Here is a 14,582-nt window from a genome sequence, read left to right on the forward strand (position 1 = left end):
CGCCTCACGACTTGATGTGCCGCATCAGCTCGAAGGCCGACACCAGCAGCAGCCACAGCAGGCCGAACAGCAGCGCCGCCGCCATCGGCATCCAGAAGCGGTGCGGCCAGTCGTGCTCCTGCGCCAGCACCGGCTTCACGAAGGTGGCGAGGTACATGCCCTGCCGCTCCGCCGCCACCCTTGCCTGCTCCAGCGCCGCCGCCGCCGCCGTGTACTGCCGCTCGGCGATCTGGCGCTCGAGGTCGAGGGTGTCGTAGCGCGTCATCACCGCGGACAGAGTGTCCTTGTCCGATCCGGTGCCGCTGGTGAGGCGGGCCTTCAGCAGCGCGATGTTCTCGCGGACCGCCTGCCGCCGCGCATCGAGCAGCGCGAACTGCGGCGCGCCGGGGCTGAGCGTGCGCCGGGCGGTGCCGATCTCCTGGTCGATCAGCAACTGGTCGCTCTCGAGGTCGGCGATGAGCTTGCCGATGCCCTCGTTGGTGCGCGCGGGATCGATCACGCCGACCTCGTTGCGCAGGTCGCGGACGGCGGCGCGGGCCTTGCGCAGCCGCGCCTCCGCCCGGTCCAGCTCCTTCTCCGCCTGGGAGATGGCATCGGTGCGGGTGCGCTCGCTGAGCTTGTTCACCATGTCCTCGGAGAGCGAGACGATGGCCTGCGCGATCTTGAGCGAATCCTGCGGCGAGAAGGCCCACACCTTCACCGTAATGATGCCCGACGGCGACTCGATGGCGGTATCGATCTGGCTGCGCCAGCTCTTCTCCAGCCGCTCGATGGGGCGGTTGGGATTGAGGCGGGAGAGCCAGTCGATGCCCGGCCGGGAATAGAGCTGGCGCAGGTTCACCCGCTCTTCCAGCGCTTCGACCACGGCGAGGCTCTTCACGTAATTGGCGATGATGAGGCTGTCCTGCACCTCCGCCAGTCCGCCGAGCCCGCCGCCGGAAAGCGACTCCAGCCCCGCGTGCTCCGACGCGCGCACGGCGAAGCGCGCTTCGGAGAGGTACTGGCTCGACGCGATGAAGACGAAATAGAGCGTGGCGAGGAGGGTCGGAATCACCGCCACCACGATGAAGCTCGCCATCAACGGCAGGCGGAACTCGGAAATGGCGCGCACTTCCGCGCCCCAGAAGGCCGCGGCCGAGGGCCGCACCACGGAGCGCTGCTGGCGCGCCTCGCGGGCCTGCCGCCTCAGCTCCTCGCGCAGCCGCGCATTGCGGCGCACGAGAAGGTCTGGCGAGCCGCCCCGTGCCGGCAGCCGGACGCGCGATGCGACCTCCTGGTTCACGCCTTCACCCTCCCGGAGCGCCCCGCCGTGCCCCAGTTCTCCCGCCTGCGCGCGGCCGCAACCGGCGCGCGTGGCAGGACGCCGCTACTAGCAGCCGGCGGGCTTGTGTGTCTATCCTCGCCGCCTGCCGGCCAGACCATGGCCCGAGATTACCCAAGAAAAGGTTCGCGTTGCAGATGCCTCGTCCGTTCGTCGCCGGTCCGCCCGCAGCCGATCCCGTGCCGGACGGGGACGACGCCTCCGCCCGCCTCGACCGGATCGAGGAAAGCCTCGCCCGCCTCGCCGCCGGACAGGCGGACATTCTCCGCCGGCTGGAAGCGCTGCAGGACCATGCCAACCTCGTCGGCTACAAGGTGGAGCAGATCACCGCCGGGCCGCCGCCGCGTACCTTCAATCTCCATCTGCCGCTGCCGCTGGAGCGGTTACGCGAGCTGATCGTCGCGCCGGGTCCCTCCATCGGCACGCTGACCGACATGTGGCGCGCCGCCGGCCGCACCGCAATGGTGCCGGAGCGTGACGGTGCCGGCCGCCTGAAGGCGCGTTCGCGCCCGGCGCGCCAGATCCGCACCTTCGGCCGCGATTTCACCGGGCTCGTGTTCGGGCGCAAGGGCGTGGTCTACCGCGTGCGGCCGCACCACTCTCCGGTGCCGGCGCGTCCGCGCATGCTCCACATCATCCCCAACGTGTTCGTGGGTGGCTCCACGCAGTTGGTGGTGGACCTGATGGAACGGCTCGGCCACCGCTACGAGATGCAGGTGCTGACCGCCGCGCTGCCGCCGCAGGGGCGGCACGAGGGCATGGTGATCCATCATCTGCCCCTCGGCAGCCCCGCCAGCGCCTTTGCCCGTGTGCTGGCGCAGGTGGCGCCGGACATCGTGCATATCCATTATTGGGGCGACAGCGACCGGCCCTGGTACGAGGCGGCCCTCGAGGCCGCGCGGCCGACACCCGCCGTGCTGGTCGAGAACGTGAATACGCCAGTGGAGCCGCTGCGCGACCCGCGGATCGCCACCTATGTCTTCGTCTCGGACTATATCCGGACCGCCTTCGCGCCCGACATCACCAACGGCCGCGTGGTCCACCCGGGCATCGATCTCGACGCTTTCACGCCCGGCCCCTGGATCGGGGATGCGGCGGACAGCATCGGCATGGTCTACCGGCTCCACCCGGACAAGCTCGGCGAGAACTCCGTCGACCCGCTCATCGCGGTGGCGCGGCGCCGGCCGGCAACGCGCATCATCGTGGTCGGCGACGGCGAGTTGCTGCCCGTTTTCCACGCCAAAGCGACGGCGGCGGGCGTCATCCACAATTTCGAGTTCACCGGCACCGTGCCCTATGCGGACCTCCCGGCGCTCTATCGCCGCTTCCGGCTGTTCGTCGCGCCGGTGGTGCGGGAGAGCTTCGGGCAGGTGACGCCCTTCGCCATGGCGATGGGGCAGGCGGTTGCCGGGTTCGATGTCGGTGCCTTGCCGGAAATCCTCGGCTCCTCGGAGACGCTGGCCCAGGATTCCGAAGGGCTGGCGGGCGTCATTTGCGACCTGCTGGACGATCCCGCGCGGCTCGACGCCATCGGCGCCCACAATCGCGACCGGGCGCGGATGTTCGGCATCGACGCCATGATCGCCGCCTATGCCGAGGTCTATGCCCAGGCCCTTGGCCGCCCCGCCGACCTCATGCCGGGTTTCCCTCAGGCAAGCCTGTTCGCCGAAGTTTAACGAACGTTGCGGCATATTGCGGTGCGATACGGGCTGGCAAGTCCGAATCGTTCGCGCTAAGGTAGCAACTGAAGTGGTAGGCAGGTCCCAACGGCAGGTGCCGTCGGAAGCTTGATCTTGGCCGCTTCTGAGAGCGACACTCGGTGGAGGGTGCGGGGAGGCGGTGCCTCGCGCCGGCGGTGCATGACATCACTGGTTGTGGGGGGCGCCGGCGTCATCGGGCGTCGTTTGTGTCTCAAGCTTGCCGAGAGCTCGGTCGGCACCATCGCAACCACCCGACGGCTGGAGAACGCGCCTTTCCATCGTGGCGTGCGCTGGCGCGCCCTCGATCTTGCGACCTTTACCGCCTGGGATGAACTGCTCGACGGCGTGAGCACGGTCTATCATCTCGCCTGGTCCACCATCCCCTCCAGTGCCGGCCTCGATCCCGCACGGGACATTCTTGAGAACGTGGTGGGCAGCGTGCGCCTGCTGGAAGCCGCGCGCCGCTATCCCGGCATCCGCATCGTCTTCGCCTCCTCCGGTGGCGCCGTCTATGGTGCGCCGGAGCAGCTTCCCGTTGCGGAGCATCACACCGCGAAGCCGCTCAGCGCCTACGGCATCTCCAAGCTCATGGTGGAGCATTATCTGGAGAAGTTCCGGCGGCTGCACGGCGTGGATGGCATCGCGCTGCGCATCGGCAATTGCTACGGCGCGGGCCAGACCGAGCTGGGCGGGCTTGGCGCCGTCACCCTCTTCACCCGCGCCGCCCTGCGTGGCGAGCCGGTGAAGCTGTTCGGCAACGGCTCCATCGTGCGCGACTACATCCACGTGGACGACGTGGTGAGCGCGCTGCTCGCCGCCGGCCGGATGCACAACGTGCCCGGCCCGGTGAACATCGCCTCCGGCACCGGCCATTCCCTGTCCGAGCTGATCGCCAAGGTCGAGGCGGCGGTGGGGCAGCGCGTCCTCATCGAGCCCATCGCGGCCCGCCCCTTCGACGTGCCCGCCTCCGTCCTCGACATCCGCCGCGCCGGCGAGCGTCTCGGCTGGACCCCCGTCATCGATCTCGATCTCGGCATCGAGATGCTCGTCAGCGAGCTGAGGACCGAAGCAGACGTTCAATGCGGGTCGCCCTTTACGTCCATTGCTACTTCCCCGGCCATTTCTACGGCACTGAAAGCTACACTCGCACCGTAGCGCGGGAGCTTAAGGCGCTCGGGCACGAGCCCGTGGTGGTCACCGCCACCTTCCCGGGCGAGCCGGTGCAGAGCGCGCTGGTGGAGCGCGACAGTTTCGACGGCATCCCGGTCATCCGCATCGACCGCAACGTCCATCCCAACGCCGCCCTGCGCGACACCTTCCACCTGCCGGCCCTGCGCTTCATCCACGAGCGCATCCTCAGGGATATCCGGCCGGACATCGTGCACGTGTGCCATCTCATCAACCACACCACCGCGCTGCTGGAGGTGACGGGGCGATTGGGTCTGCCGACGGTCGCCACCTTCACCGACTTCTTCGGCTTCTGCTTCAACAACAAGCTGGACGCCGCCGACGGCAGCCTGTGCGCCGGGCCGGATGCCGACCGCGCCAATTGCGTCGCCTGCGCCTTCTTCGCGGGCGGCAAGGACAAGGGGCCCGTGCAGGGGCTGCTGCGTGCCGTGGTGCCGCGGGTGGTGGCGCGCGCGCCGCGCCTCGCGCCCGCCGACTGGCGTGGCACCATCGCCGCCCTCAAGGAGCGGCCGGGGCACCTTGCCGCCGCCTATGGCGGCTATGCTGGCGCACTGACGCCGACCCGCTTCATGCTGGAGAGCTATCGCCGCTCGGACATCCGCGTGCCGCTGGACCTGTGCCGCTTCGGCATCGACATCGACCGCGCGCCCAAGCCCGAGCGGGCGGGCGGGCCGCTGCGCCTCGGCTTCATCGGCCAGCTCGCGCCCCACAAGGGCCTGCACCTCTTGCTCGAGGCCATGAAGTCGGCGTCGGCGGACGCCTTCAGCCTCGACATCTATGGCGACGAGCGGATGGACCCGACCTATGCCGCAGAGGTCCGCGCCGCCGCGGCGGGGCTTCAGGTGGCGTTCCGCGGCACGTTCCCGGTGGAGCGCATGGCTGCGGTGCTGGCGCAGATCGACGTGCTCGTCATCCCCTCCGTATGGGTGGAGAACAGCCCGCTGATCCTGCTGCAGGCGCTCGCCACCCACACGCCGGTGCTGGTTTCCGACGTGGAGGGCATGAGCGAATTCGTGGAAAACGGCGTCAACGGCTTCACCTTCACAAAAGGCTCCGTCAAGGCGCTGTATGGCAGGCTGGAAGCCTTCGTGCGTGATCCGGGCCTTGCCCGCACCCTCTCCGCCCGCACGCGATACGATCGCACCTCGCGCCATATGGTGGAGGATGTGGTCGCCTTCTATGATCGCGCCCGCCGAGGCGCGGCGGCGGATTGAGGGCATCGGGGCGCGGGCGGGGGAGATGGAAGAGGCGTGATGAGCATCGAGGCGGAGACGATGGCGGGTTCGCAGAGCGACGGCACGACAGCGGGCGAGCGGGCGGATGACCGCGCCGGTGCGCCTCCCCCGGCCGCAGTGCCGGGCGCCATCGCCTCGGGCATCGCCGGGGATTTCGACGCCTGGCTCGCGCTCAACCGCGCCGAGGAGGCCCCCGAAGGCGCCATCGCGCCGTTTCCGCCTGAAGAGCTGATGCACAACACCACCGGCCTCACCGCCACGCGCGACTTCGCCAGCCACGGCGTCGATTTCCTGCGCGCGCTGCAGGGGCTGAGCCCGGTGCCGCTGGCCGGCTTCCGCTCCCTGCTGGACTTCGGCGTCGGAGTCGGGCGGCTGGCGCGTATGTTCCACGGCTTTCCCGGCCGCTACGTGGGCATGGACGTGGACGCCCGCCACCTCGCCTGGGTGGGGCAGAACCTCGCCCATGTGGAGCCGGTGCTGAGCGTGCCGCGCCAGCCCTTGCCGGTGGCGGATGGCAGCTTCGACGCCGTGGTCTCCATCTCCGTCTTCAGCCACCTGAACGAGCAGGACCAGCTCTTCTACCTCGACGAGCTGCGCCGCGTGAGCGCTCCCGGCGCGCTCCTGTTCCTCTCCATCCACGGCGATCGCGCCTTCGCCCGGGCCCGCACGGAGCCGCGCATCTTCGAGATGCTGTCCATCCCGGAGCCGGAGCTGGCTGCCGCCCAGCCGGTGATGGAGGGCGGGCACGGCTACGTCTTCATCCGCCAGGACGGCCACCTCACCAGCGCGGCCTATGAATACGGCATCACCTTCATCAGCGCGGCCTATGTCCAGGCCGAGTGGAGCCACTTCTTCGATGTGGTGGCCATCGGCTCCGGCGCGCTGCACGATTTCCAGGACGTCGTGGTCCTGAGAGCGAGGTGACGATGGGGTTGCCGTCGGCGCCGCCCATCCGGGTCCTGATCGAGCGCAGCCGCGCCTTCGTGGTGCTGCCGTTCGTGCAGCCGGCGCTGCGCTGGCGGCGGCTGCCGCGCACCTTCGGCACCGGCGCGACGGCCTCGCAACGCTGGTTCCGCCTGCTGCGCCTCACCTTTGTCGCCTGCGTGCTGCTGCCGGCGGCGGTCTGCGCCTTCTATGCGGGGGTCATCGCGAGCCCCGTCTATGTCTCGGAAGCGCGACTCGCCGTGCGCGAATCCCAGCCCGACCGGGCCACGGCCGACGACGGTCAGGATGGCACGAAGGGCGCGGTGGCCGGGGTGATGAAAGGCCTCTCCAGCCTGTTCGGTGGCGGCGCCGGGGGCAGCCAGGCGCAGGCGCCGTTCGTGCTCGCCAGCTACATCACCAGCCGTTCCTTCGTCGCCTCCCTCGATGCGGACGGCTGGTTGCGCGCCTTCTTCTCCCGCCCGGGTCTCGATCCGCTTTCGCGGCTCTCTGCAGATGCGACGCTGGAGGACGTGTGGCGCTACTGGAACCGCCACGTCACCGCCGCGGTGGACCGCCGCTCCGAAATCGTGCTGCTGCGCGTGCGCGCCTTCTCGCCGGAGGACGCCCGCACCATCGCCGAGCGCATCGTGCGCGACGGCGAGGTGCTGCTCAACGAAATCGTCTCCCGCTCCCGCTCCGACAGCGTGACCCGCGCCGCGGACCAGCTCAACCGGGCCAAGGCGCGCTATGTGGCGGCGCTGGCCCGTCAGCAGGAATGGCGCGGACGCCAGCGGGCGGTGGATCCCGTGCAGGCGGCCGAGGCGCTGGGCACCAGCCTGCTGCGCCTGGAGCAGGAGCGCATCTCCGCCGACAAGGAGATGCGCGCGCTGGAGAAGCTCTCCGCTCCCGACGGTCCGGCCCTCGGGGTGCTGCGCGACCGCGTGCGCGCCATCGACACGGAGATCGCGGCATTCAGGGCCAGCATGGGCGGCCCGGGCGGCTCGCAGTCGAGTGCGGTGAACGCGCTCGCCGCCTTCGAGGAGGCGGAGATGGAGGTGCGCTTCGCCGAGACCATGCAGTCCATCGCGGTGGCCGGCCTGCAGGAGGCCGAGCGGCGGATGCGTGCGCAGAGCGCCTTCGTCAACGTTTTCGTGCCGCCGAGCCTGCCCACCACCTCCACCGAGCCAAGCTGGTGGCGCACCGGCCTGTTCGTGCTGGTGCTCGCCGGCATCTTCTGGCTCAACGCCATGGTCCTGGTCGCGGTCATCCGCGACCATCGCCAGTGAGAGGCCGCTCATGATCGCGCCCCATCGCGACCGCCATCAGGAGGGCCGGCGTGCTCTTTAGCATCGACGAGGACGCCGGCAGCCGCATCGTCGGGTGGATCATGCCGGACAATCCCGCCGCCACGCCGCGCGTCGCGGTGCTGGTGGGCGGCGAACTGCGGAAGGTGATTCCCGCGACCGTGCTGCGCCCGCTGCTGCGCGAGCAGGGCCTGCACGAGACCGGCATCTGCGGCTTCGTGGTGGACGACCACGTGGTCGCAGACCTGGCCGGTATCATCGACATCGAGCTGTATGACGAGACCACCAACATCCGCATCTACCGCCGCCGGCCGCCAACGGCGCGGGCGGACCAGAAGCTGTTCCGGCTGGAGACGCGGGTGGTGGCGCAGGCGCAGCTGAACCTGCCGCTGCAGGAGCTGTTCCACATGCCCTTCACGCGGCTGGAGCGGATTCCCGAGGAGGCGGTGAAATCCATCCTCGGCATCGCCTTCACGCCGTCCATCTTCTGCACGGGGCGGGTGTTTTTCCGCACCTACGAGCCGCTGCTGCGCGACCGCGGGTTCAAGTGCACGGTGCTCCTGCGCGATCCCTTCGAGGAGCTGGCCGAGGAGCTTCTGGTGCTGCGCTGGGCGGTGAAGACGCCGAACCTGGCCGCCTCAGTGCTCAGCGACGTCTACAAGCCGCTGGTGGACAGCCTCGCCAGGGCGGACCTCGCCGAGATGGCGGACCTTGAGACCTGGCTCGGCACCCTCACGGCCTTCGAGCGCAGTCTCGTCGCCAATCCCATGGCGCGGCTGCTCACCTGCCGCGGCTCGGACGATGTGCTGGAGACGTCGGCCGTGGAAAATGCGCTGGATACGCTGTCCGAGATGGACGTGGTCGGCCTCGCCGGCGATGAGGAGGTGTGGTGGGAGACGATGCGCGCGGTGCTGGAGCTGAACCTGCCGCCGCTACCGGAACTCGCCTGGTCGCGCCAGGTGGGCGAGCTGCGCGAGCAGATCGCCGAATGGCCGGCCGCGCAGGATCTCCTCGCCGTCGACGCGCGCATCTTCGCCGATGTCGGCGCCGCCGTGGGCCGGGTAGACGAGGCCACCGACGAGGCCGCCCAGGACGGGGCCACCGGAGTGACGGAACAGGCCGGGCAGATGCAGGTCTGACCGGCGGACGCAGGCTCGTCCCCGTCCTTCAGGATCACCCAGCAGTCGATACAATCGGGATCATCCAGAGGGGCGAGTTCGACGGGGCGCCAAGATCGCGCGCCCCGACGGGCGTCCCTACCGCGTCCGCGCGTAGACGCTCGCCACGTAGAGCGCGCCCACCGCCCAGGCGGCGAACAGGATGGCGAAAATCGCGCCGGCCTGCAGCGCCGGGGTGGGGAACGTCTTTTCGTGGGGCAGGGTGGGCGCCATGAAGGCGAGGATATAGACCTGCTGCCGGCCACGCTCGGCGCGGGCCTCGATGAGTTCCGCCTCGGCCTGCTTGAGCCGCTGCTCGGCGAGGCGCCGGCTCGCCTCCAGTTCTGCGCCGGCGACGAGGTTGCCGCTGGAGCCGGTGGAAGCGGTATCGCCGAGGAGGGAATTGTCGAGCGTGGCGATCTTCTCGTCGAGCGACCGCAGCCGTTCCTTGAGCGCGCGCACCACGGGGGAATCCTCGTCGAGGCGGGCGCGGGCGGCGTTGAGGTCGGTGTTCAGGGCCGAGCGCTGGTCGCGCAGCTTGGCGATCACGGCGAAGGCGTCGCTGGCCGACTTGGTGGGGTCCAGCGTGCCCTGGGTGTTGCGGAAGCCTTCCAGGGCCGTGCGCACCACCGCCAGCTCGGTGAAGGCCGCGCGCTCCTCGGCCTCGGCCTCCATCACGCGATCGCTGCGATTGCGGGCGGTGAGATCATTGGCGACCTGCTCGGCCTGGCGCACCACGGCGGCGGCGAGCAGGGCGGCGCTCTCCGGGCTGAAGGCGGACACCTGCACCTTGATGACGCCGGACATCTGCTCGAGGCTGACGCTGACCTGCCGGTTCCAATAGGCGACGAGATCTTCCTTGCTGGCGTCAGGCGACAGGGCGAACACCGGGTCGCGCTCGGAGACGCCGAAGATGCGCTTCAGGTCGAGTTGCTCCTGGAGTGCATCCACCATCGCCCGGCTGCGCAGGTAGTCCACGACGACCCGCGCCTCCTGGGTGTTGGCCACCTGCGGAATGGCATTGCCGGCGGGGGCGCCCGCGGCGTTGGCGACGGTTTCCAGATTGCCGCGCACCACGAGGCGCGCCTCGGAGCGGAACTGGGGGGCGGCGACGAAGGCGAGGTAGAGGAAGCTCGCCAGCGCCGGCAGCAGCACCAGCAGCGCGAAGCTGCCGAGCGCCAGTTCGGTCCGGGTCAGGCGGGCGCGGCGCCCTTCGGCGAGGGTGGCCTGCGCCTCGTTCCGCGGCGTGGTGCGGCGTGCGATGGCGGCGCCCACGCCGCGCAGCAGAGGCAGCGGAAGGAAGCGCTGCAGCCGCGCTGCCGCCGGGGACGCGGCGACGGGTGCCTGTCCGGACGGGGCGGACTCGGGAACGGGGGTCATCCGTCCGCCCCGCACCCGGGTCGATCCGCCCTCCCGCGTCGCCTGCGCCGGGGAGACCATGCGGGCCCTAAGGTACCACCGCGACCGTGCTGACCACGGGCTGGGCGACGGAGTTGAACAGCGAGGTGACTTTCTGCAGGTCCGCCAGAGGCGCGTTGGCGACGTAGATCGCATCCTTGTTGCGGATCTGGAAGCCGCGGGCGAGGAACACGAAATTCGGGTCGCGCATGTTCCAGCGATAGATCACGCGCACGTAGCCGTGGCTTTCTAGTGGCTGCGAATCCGGCCGCAGGCGCGCGGCGAAGCGCACCGGCTCGATGCGCATGAGATAGACGCCGGAGGGATCCGCGCGGGAATCGAGCACGCCACCGACGCGGGCCACCGCCTCTTCGAGCGTGATGCCCACCGCGTCGAACGGCACGATGGTCGGGTTTCCGGCGGCGCCGAACACGGTGAAGGTCTGCGGGTCGCGGATGACCACGATCTTGTCCAGAGGACGGACGTAGACGTCCTCCTTCGGATCGTTGAGCAGCGCCTGCATGGGCACGGTGACGGTGTTGCCGCTGCGGCTGAGGCGCACGAACACCTCATGGGCGGGGATCTTGATGCCACCGGCTGCCGCGATCACGTCGAGCACGCGGTCGCCGCGCGGGGAGAGCGGGACGATCGCACCGGAGGTCGCCTCGCCGAGCACAGTGGCGGCGTTGCTGACGCTGCGCGTGACCACCACGACCACCTGAGGCTCGATGGCCTTGCCGCTCAGCTTCTCGACCACCGCGGTCTCGATCTGCGCCGTGGTGCGGCCGGCCACCGGGATGCGCCCGGCATAGGGCACGGTGATGGAGCCGTCCTGCGCCACCTGCTGCTCGGGGATGGCGGCACTGCGCGAGCCGGTGCCGAGCCGGTCGATGACCGGGCCGGAGAACAGGCCGCCGGCGGCCGCTTCCCAGATGGTGACGGAAATGACGTCGCCCACGCCCACCACGTAGCGGCTGGGCGGGCGATAGTCGCCGAAGCGGCCGCCGAAGGTGGCGGGGCGCTCCTGCGCCAGAAGGGACAGGGTGCGGTCGTCCACGTCCACCAGCAGATAGCGCTGGTCGTCGGAGGGCTGCGCCATTTCGATTTCGACGCGGGAGGGGCCGGAAGAGGGTAGCGCCGTGCAGCCGCTGGTTGCGGCCGCGAGCAGCAGCGAGACGAGAATTTTTTTTGCCGACAACATTGACGCGCTACGGTCCCGCCGCTGGAGGAGCAGGGCTGTTATACATCCCCTCGCCATGCACAGCGACCTAGCCACACAACGTTTAAGGGAGCGTTGCGGTACTGCAACACGTCAACGTTGTCCTACGAAATTGCGCAGTCGGCACGTGCAGTTGCATGGTATCACGGCGCCGTTGACGCCTCGGTTACCAAATGCTCGACGGTAATAAGGTAGCTCTGTCATGTCGCAGCACTTGGTCGCAGCAGCGTCAGGTCGCCCCCGCCGACCCCTCGCCATCATCAGCGGTGGGTCGAGCGGCATCGGTTTTTGCGTTGCGGAACGCCTTGGGAAAGCGGGCTGCCAGGTTGCGATTCTGGCCCGCGACCCTGCGCGACTTGCCCGGGCGCAGGCGGAACTGGAGGCGCAGCGAATCGCGGTGGTCGCCCACACGCTCGACGTGCGGAACTCTGCGGCATGCACTGCATTGGTGGACGCCCTCGTTGCGGAGCACGGGTCGCCGCTCTGGGTTGTGACGAGTGCCGGCGTCGTCGAACCGGGCTTCTTCCTGGAGCAGGACCTCGCCGCCACGGCGGCCCAGATGGAAACCAATTTTCTCGGCACCGCGGCTCTCGTGCGCGCTGCAGCTCCGTTCATGGTGGCGGCGGGGCGGGGACACATCGCCATGGTGGCCTCGGCGGCCGGGCTGTTCGGGGTCGCGGGCTATGCGGGCTATTGCGCGTCCAAGTTCGCGGTGCGCGGCTTCGCCGAGGCCCTGCGCATCGAGCTGGCCGGCGTGGGCGTCGGGGTGACGGTCGCCGTGCCGCCGGACACCGATACGCCCCAGCTCGCCCAAGAGCGGCCGCTGCGCCCCGCTGCGATCGCGCCGTTTGCCGGTGGGGGACGCCCGCTGCCGCCGCAGGTGGTGGCGGCGCATCTCATCCGCACCGCCGAGCGCGGGGGCTTCATTTCCGCGCCGACCGCGCAGCTTGCCGCCATCGCGCGGGCGCAGGGGCTCGCCTCCGGTCTCCTGGCGCGGGTGCAGATGCGGCTGCTGCGCCGGCAAAAGCCTTGAGTTCTCACCGTCCCAACGCATCCAGCAGCGGCTGGATGGCGGGTCCGTAGCGCCGCCAGCGGCCGACCGAGGTGGCATAGAGCGGTTCGCGCACTTGGGTGATGCTGGCCGTGCGCACCGGCCGCTCTGTCTCGTGGAATTTCAGGCAGGCCGGGTCCCACGCCTCCCCGCAGGCGGCGATGAGGCGCCGGGCCACGCCCTCGATATCGGCCACCACCGCCTCGTAATCCATGGGCAGGATGGTGCCTTCCGGCAGCACCTCGTCCCAGTGGGCCATCAGCCCGGCATAGGCGGCGTGGTGGCGGCCGAGCTCGGCGAAATCGTAGCTGTAGGGCAGGTCGTCGCGGAACAGCTTGGAGAAGCAGGAGATGGCCGTGTCCACCGGATCGCGCCGGCAATGGATGATGACGGCGCGCGGGAACAGGATGTGGATGATGCCGAGGTAGAAGTAGTTGTTGAGCATCTTGTCCGCCACCAGCCGCTTGCCGGGCGCGCGGGCGGGGAGGGCGTCGAGGTAGGCAGAGGTGATCTCGGCCATCTCCGGCCGCTCGATGAGATGCATCAGCTCGGGATAGTGGACCATGCCGCCGAAGGCCTGGTCGATGCGGTTCACCGCGCGGTGGAACAGGTCCATCTCGCCGCCGCCCTGGATGGCGGGATGGCTGGCGAGAATCTGCTCCACCAGCGTGCTGCCCGAGCGCGGCATGCCGACGATGAAGATGGGCCGGGCCTCGGCATTTCCCATTCCCGCCCGCTCGGCGATGAACGACCGTGTGAAGATGGCACGGATGCGCTCGAACGTGGCGAGGGCGGCGGGCTCGTCATAGGTCACCTGCGCGCGCTTGAGCTTTGCGCCGGCGATGAACTGGTCCATGGCCTCGGCGTGGCGGCCGAGGTCGTCATAGGCCTTGCCGAGAGCGTAATGGAGCGGGATGCGCTCCACCTCGCCGGTCTCGCACGACAGCGCCGTTTCCAGCGCCGCCACCATGTCGTCCTCCGGCCGCACCTTGCGGGCCGCGACGAGGTTGATGCGGCTGTTGACGGAGGCGGGGTCCTTTGCCAGCGCCTGCTCGAACAGCGCGCAGGCGCCGCGCAGGTCGCCGGTCTCCATCAGCAGCAGGCCGAGCACGTTCAGGGCGTCGAGATCGTCCGGCGCGAGCGCAAGCGCCCGGCGGGCGGCGTCCATGGCCTCCTGCCCGCGCTCCAGATCGCGCAGGATGCGGGCGAGGAGGACGAGGGTCGGCACATGGTGCGGATTGGCCCGGAGCGCACGCTGGCACGCCGAGCGCGCGCCTTCCGCCTTGCGCTCGTTGAGCAGCCCCTGCGCCAGATAGAAGGCCGGCTCCGGCCGCTCCGGCGCCGCGGCAATGGCGAGCGCCAGCACCGCGAAGGCCTCTTCGCTCCGCTCCTGCGCGAACAGAGAGAGGGCGAGGGAATTGTAGGGCTCCACATAGTCCCGCCGTTGGCCGATGGCGGTGTGGAAGGCAGCATCCGCCTCGCGGAAGTCGCCCTGCTCGCGCAGCACGTTGCCGAGGTTGTTCCAGGCCTCCGGATAATGCCCGCGCTGGGCGAGGGCGGCACGGAAGGCGGCGATGGCCTCGCCCGGCAGGCCCTGGGCCCGCAGGGCATTGCCGAGATTGTTGTGCGCCTCGGCGAAAGTGGAGCGCAGCGCGATGGCCCGGCCGTAGCAGGCGATGGCCTCCTCCAGCGCGCCGGTCTCGAACAGGGCGATGCCGAGATTGTTGTGGCCGGCCGCATAGGCCGGGTCCGCCGCCACCGCCGCGCGCCCGGCGGCGATGGCGCCCGCCCGGTCGCCGGTCTGGCGGAGCATCTCGCACAGATTGCTGTGGTAGGAGGCGCGGCCGGGATCGCTCTCGGCCGCGAGCGCCATGAAGCTCACGGCGTCTTGCGTGCGGCCCGTCTGCGCGAGGATGACGCCGACGAGGTGCGCCGCCTCGGCGGTCGTCGCCTTCTGGCCGAGCACCGCGCGCTTGACGATGGCCCGCGCCATCGCTTCGGCACCGGCCCGGTCGCCGGCGTGGTAGAGCTCCCATGCCCGTTCCAGCGTCGGCAGCGGCCCGGCGCGATCCGCGCCCATCCCCC

The 14,582-nt window shown here is 69.9% G+C and carries 11 protein-coding genes; 7 read left to right on the forward strand and 4 right to left on the reverse strand.

All coding sequences use genetic code 11. The features are described from left to right. Positions 1 to 4: 4 nt before the first annotated feature. Complete coding sequence (locus tag ACT535_RS00610; RefSeq protein WP_476363003.1) at positions 5 to 1,282, reverse strand: KpsE/RkpR family capsule polysaccharide export protein; 1,278 nt, start codon at positions 1,280 to 1,282, stop codon at positions 5 to 7. A 176-nt stretch (positions 1,283 to 1,458) separates the two neighbouring features. Between ACT535_RS00610 and ACT535_RS00615 the strand changes: the two genes are divergently transcribed. From ACT535_RS00615 to ACT535_RS00640, 6 genes are all read left to right on the forward strand, one after another. Next, positions 1,459 to 2,997 carry a glycosyltransferase family 4 protein gene (locus tag ACT535_RS00615; protein WP_476363004.1) on the forward strand — a complete coding sequence of 513 codons (1,539 nt, stop codon included), beginning with the start codon at positions 1,459 to 1,461 and terminating at the stop codon, positions 2,995 to 2,997. A 183-nt stretch (positions 2,998 to 3,180) separates the two neighbouring features. Beyond that, positions 3,181 to 4,176 (forward strand): NAD-dependent epimerase/dehydratase family protein, encoded by a 996-nt coding sequence (locus ACT535_RS00620; protein WP_476326944.1) that lies wholly within the window; start codon positions 3,181 to 3,183, stop codon positions 4,174 to 4,176. Further along, complete coding sequence (locus ACT535_RS00625) at positions 4,101 to 5,423, forward strand: glycosyltransferase family 4 protein (protein WP_476363005.1); 1,323 nt, start codon at positions 4,101 to 4,103, stop codon at positions 5,421 to 5,423. The genes ACT535_RS00620 and ACT535_RS00625 overlap by 76 nt, the downstream gene beginning before the upstream one ends. Before the next feature lie 39 nt (positions 5,424 to 5,462). Further along, entirely contained in the window at positions 5,463 to 6,368 is a 906-nt protein-coding gene (locus ACT535_RS00630) for a class I SAM-dependent methyltransferase (protein WP_476363006.1), read from the forward strand. Between the two features lie 2 nt (positions 6,369 to 6,370). Then, a complete protein-coding gene (locus ACT535_RS00635) occupies positions 6,371 to 7,654 on the forward strand; it encodes a KpsE/RkpR family capsule polysaccharide export protein (RefSeq protein WP_476326938.1) in 1,284 nt (427 codons plus the stop codon). 50 nt (positions 7,655 to 7,704) lie between these two features. Further along, positions 7,705 to 8,811: a hypothetical protein gene (locus ACT535_RS00640; RefSeq protein WP_476363007.1), complete on the forward strand. Its 1,107-nt coding sequence runs from the start codon at positions 7,705 to 7,707 to the stop codon at positions 8,809 to 8,811. Positions 8,812 to 8,928: 117 nt separating this feature from the next. On the opposite strand, the gene ACT535_RS00645 is transcribed toward ACT535_RS00640, so the two are convergent. Both ACT535_RS00645 and ACT535_RS00650 read right to left on the reverse strand, forming a co-directional pair. Beyond that, complete coding sequence (locus tag ACT535_RS00645; protein ID WP_168456708.1) at positions 8,929 to 10,209, reverse strand: hypothetical protein; 1,281 nt, start codon at positions 10,207 to 10,209, stop codon at positions 8,929 to 8,931. Between the two features lie 67 nt (positions 10,210 to 10,276). Next, positions 10,277 to 11,326 carry a polysaccharide biosynthesis/export family protein gene (locus ACT535_RS00650; protein WP_476363008.1) on the reverse strand — a complete coding sequence of 350 codons (1,050 nt, stop codon included), beginning with the start codon at positions 11,324 to 11,326 and terminating at the stop codon, positions 10,277 to 10,279. A gap of 322 nt (positions 11,327 to 11,648) precedes the next feature. Between ACT535_RS00650 and ACT535_RS00655 the strand changes: the two genes are divergently transcribed. Next, the gene (locus ACT535_RS00655; protein WP_476363009.1) at positions 11,649 to 12,479 is read left to right on the forward strand and encodes an SDR family NAD(P)-dependent oxidoreductase; all 831 of its coding nucleotides are present in this window, start codon (positions 11,649 to 11,651) and stop codon (positions 12,477 to 12,479) included. Between the two features lie 4 nt (positions 12,480 to 12,483). Here ACT535_RS00655 and ACT535_RS00660 read toward each other — a convergent pair whose 3' ends face one another. Then, complete coding sequence (locus tag ACT535_RS00660; RefSeq protein WP_476363010.1) at positions 12,484 to 14,577, reverse strand: tetratricopeptide repeat-containing sulfotransferase family protein; 2,094 nt, start codon at positions 14,575 to 14,577, stop codon at positions 12,484 to 12,486. Positions 14,578 to 14,582: the final 5 nt, after the last annotated feature.

It is taken from the genome of Xanthobacter sp. DMC12 (genome assembly GCF_056314105.1).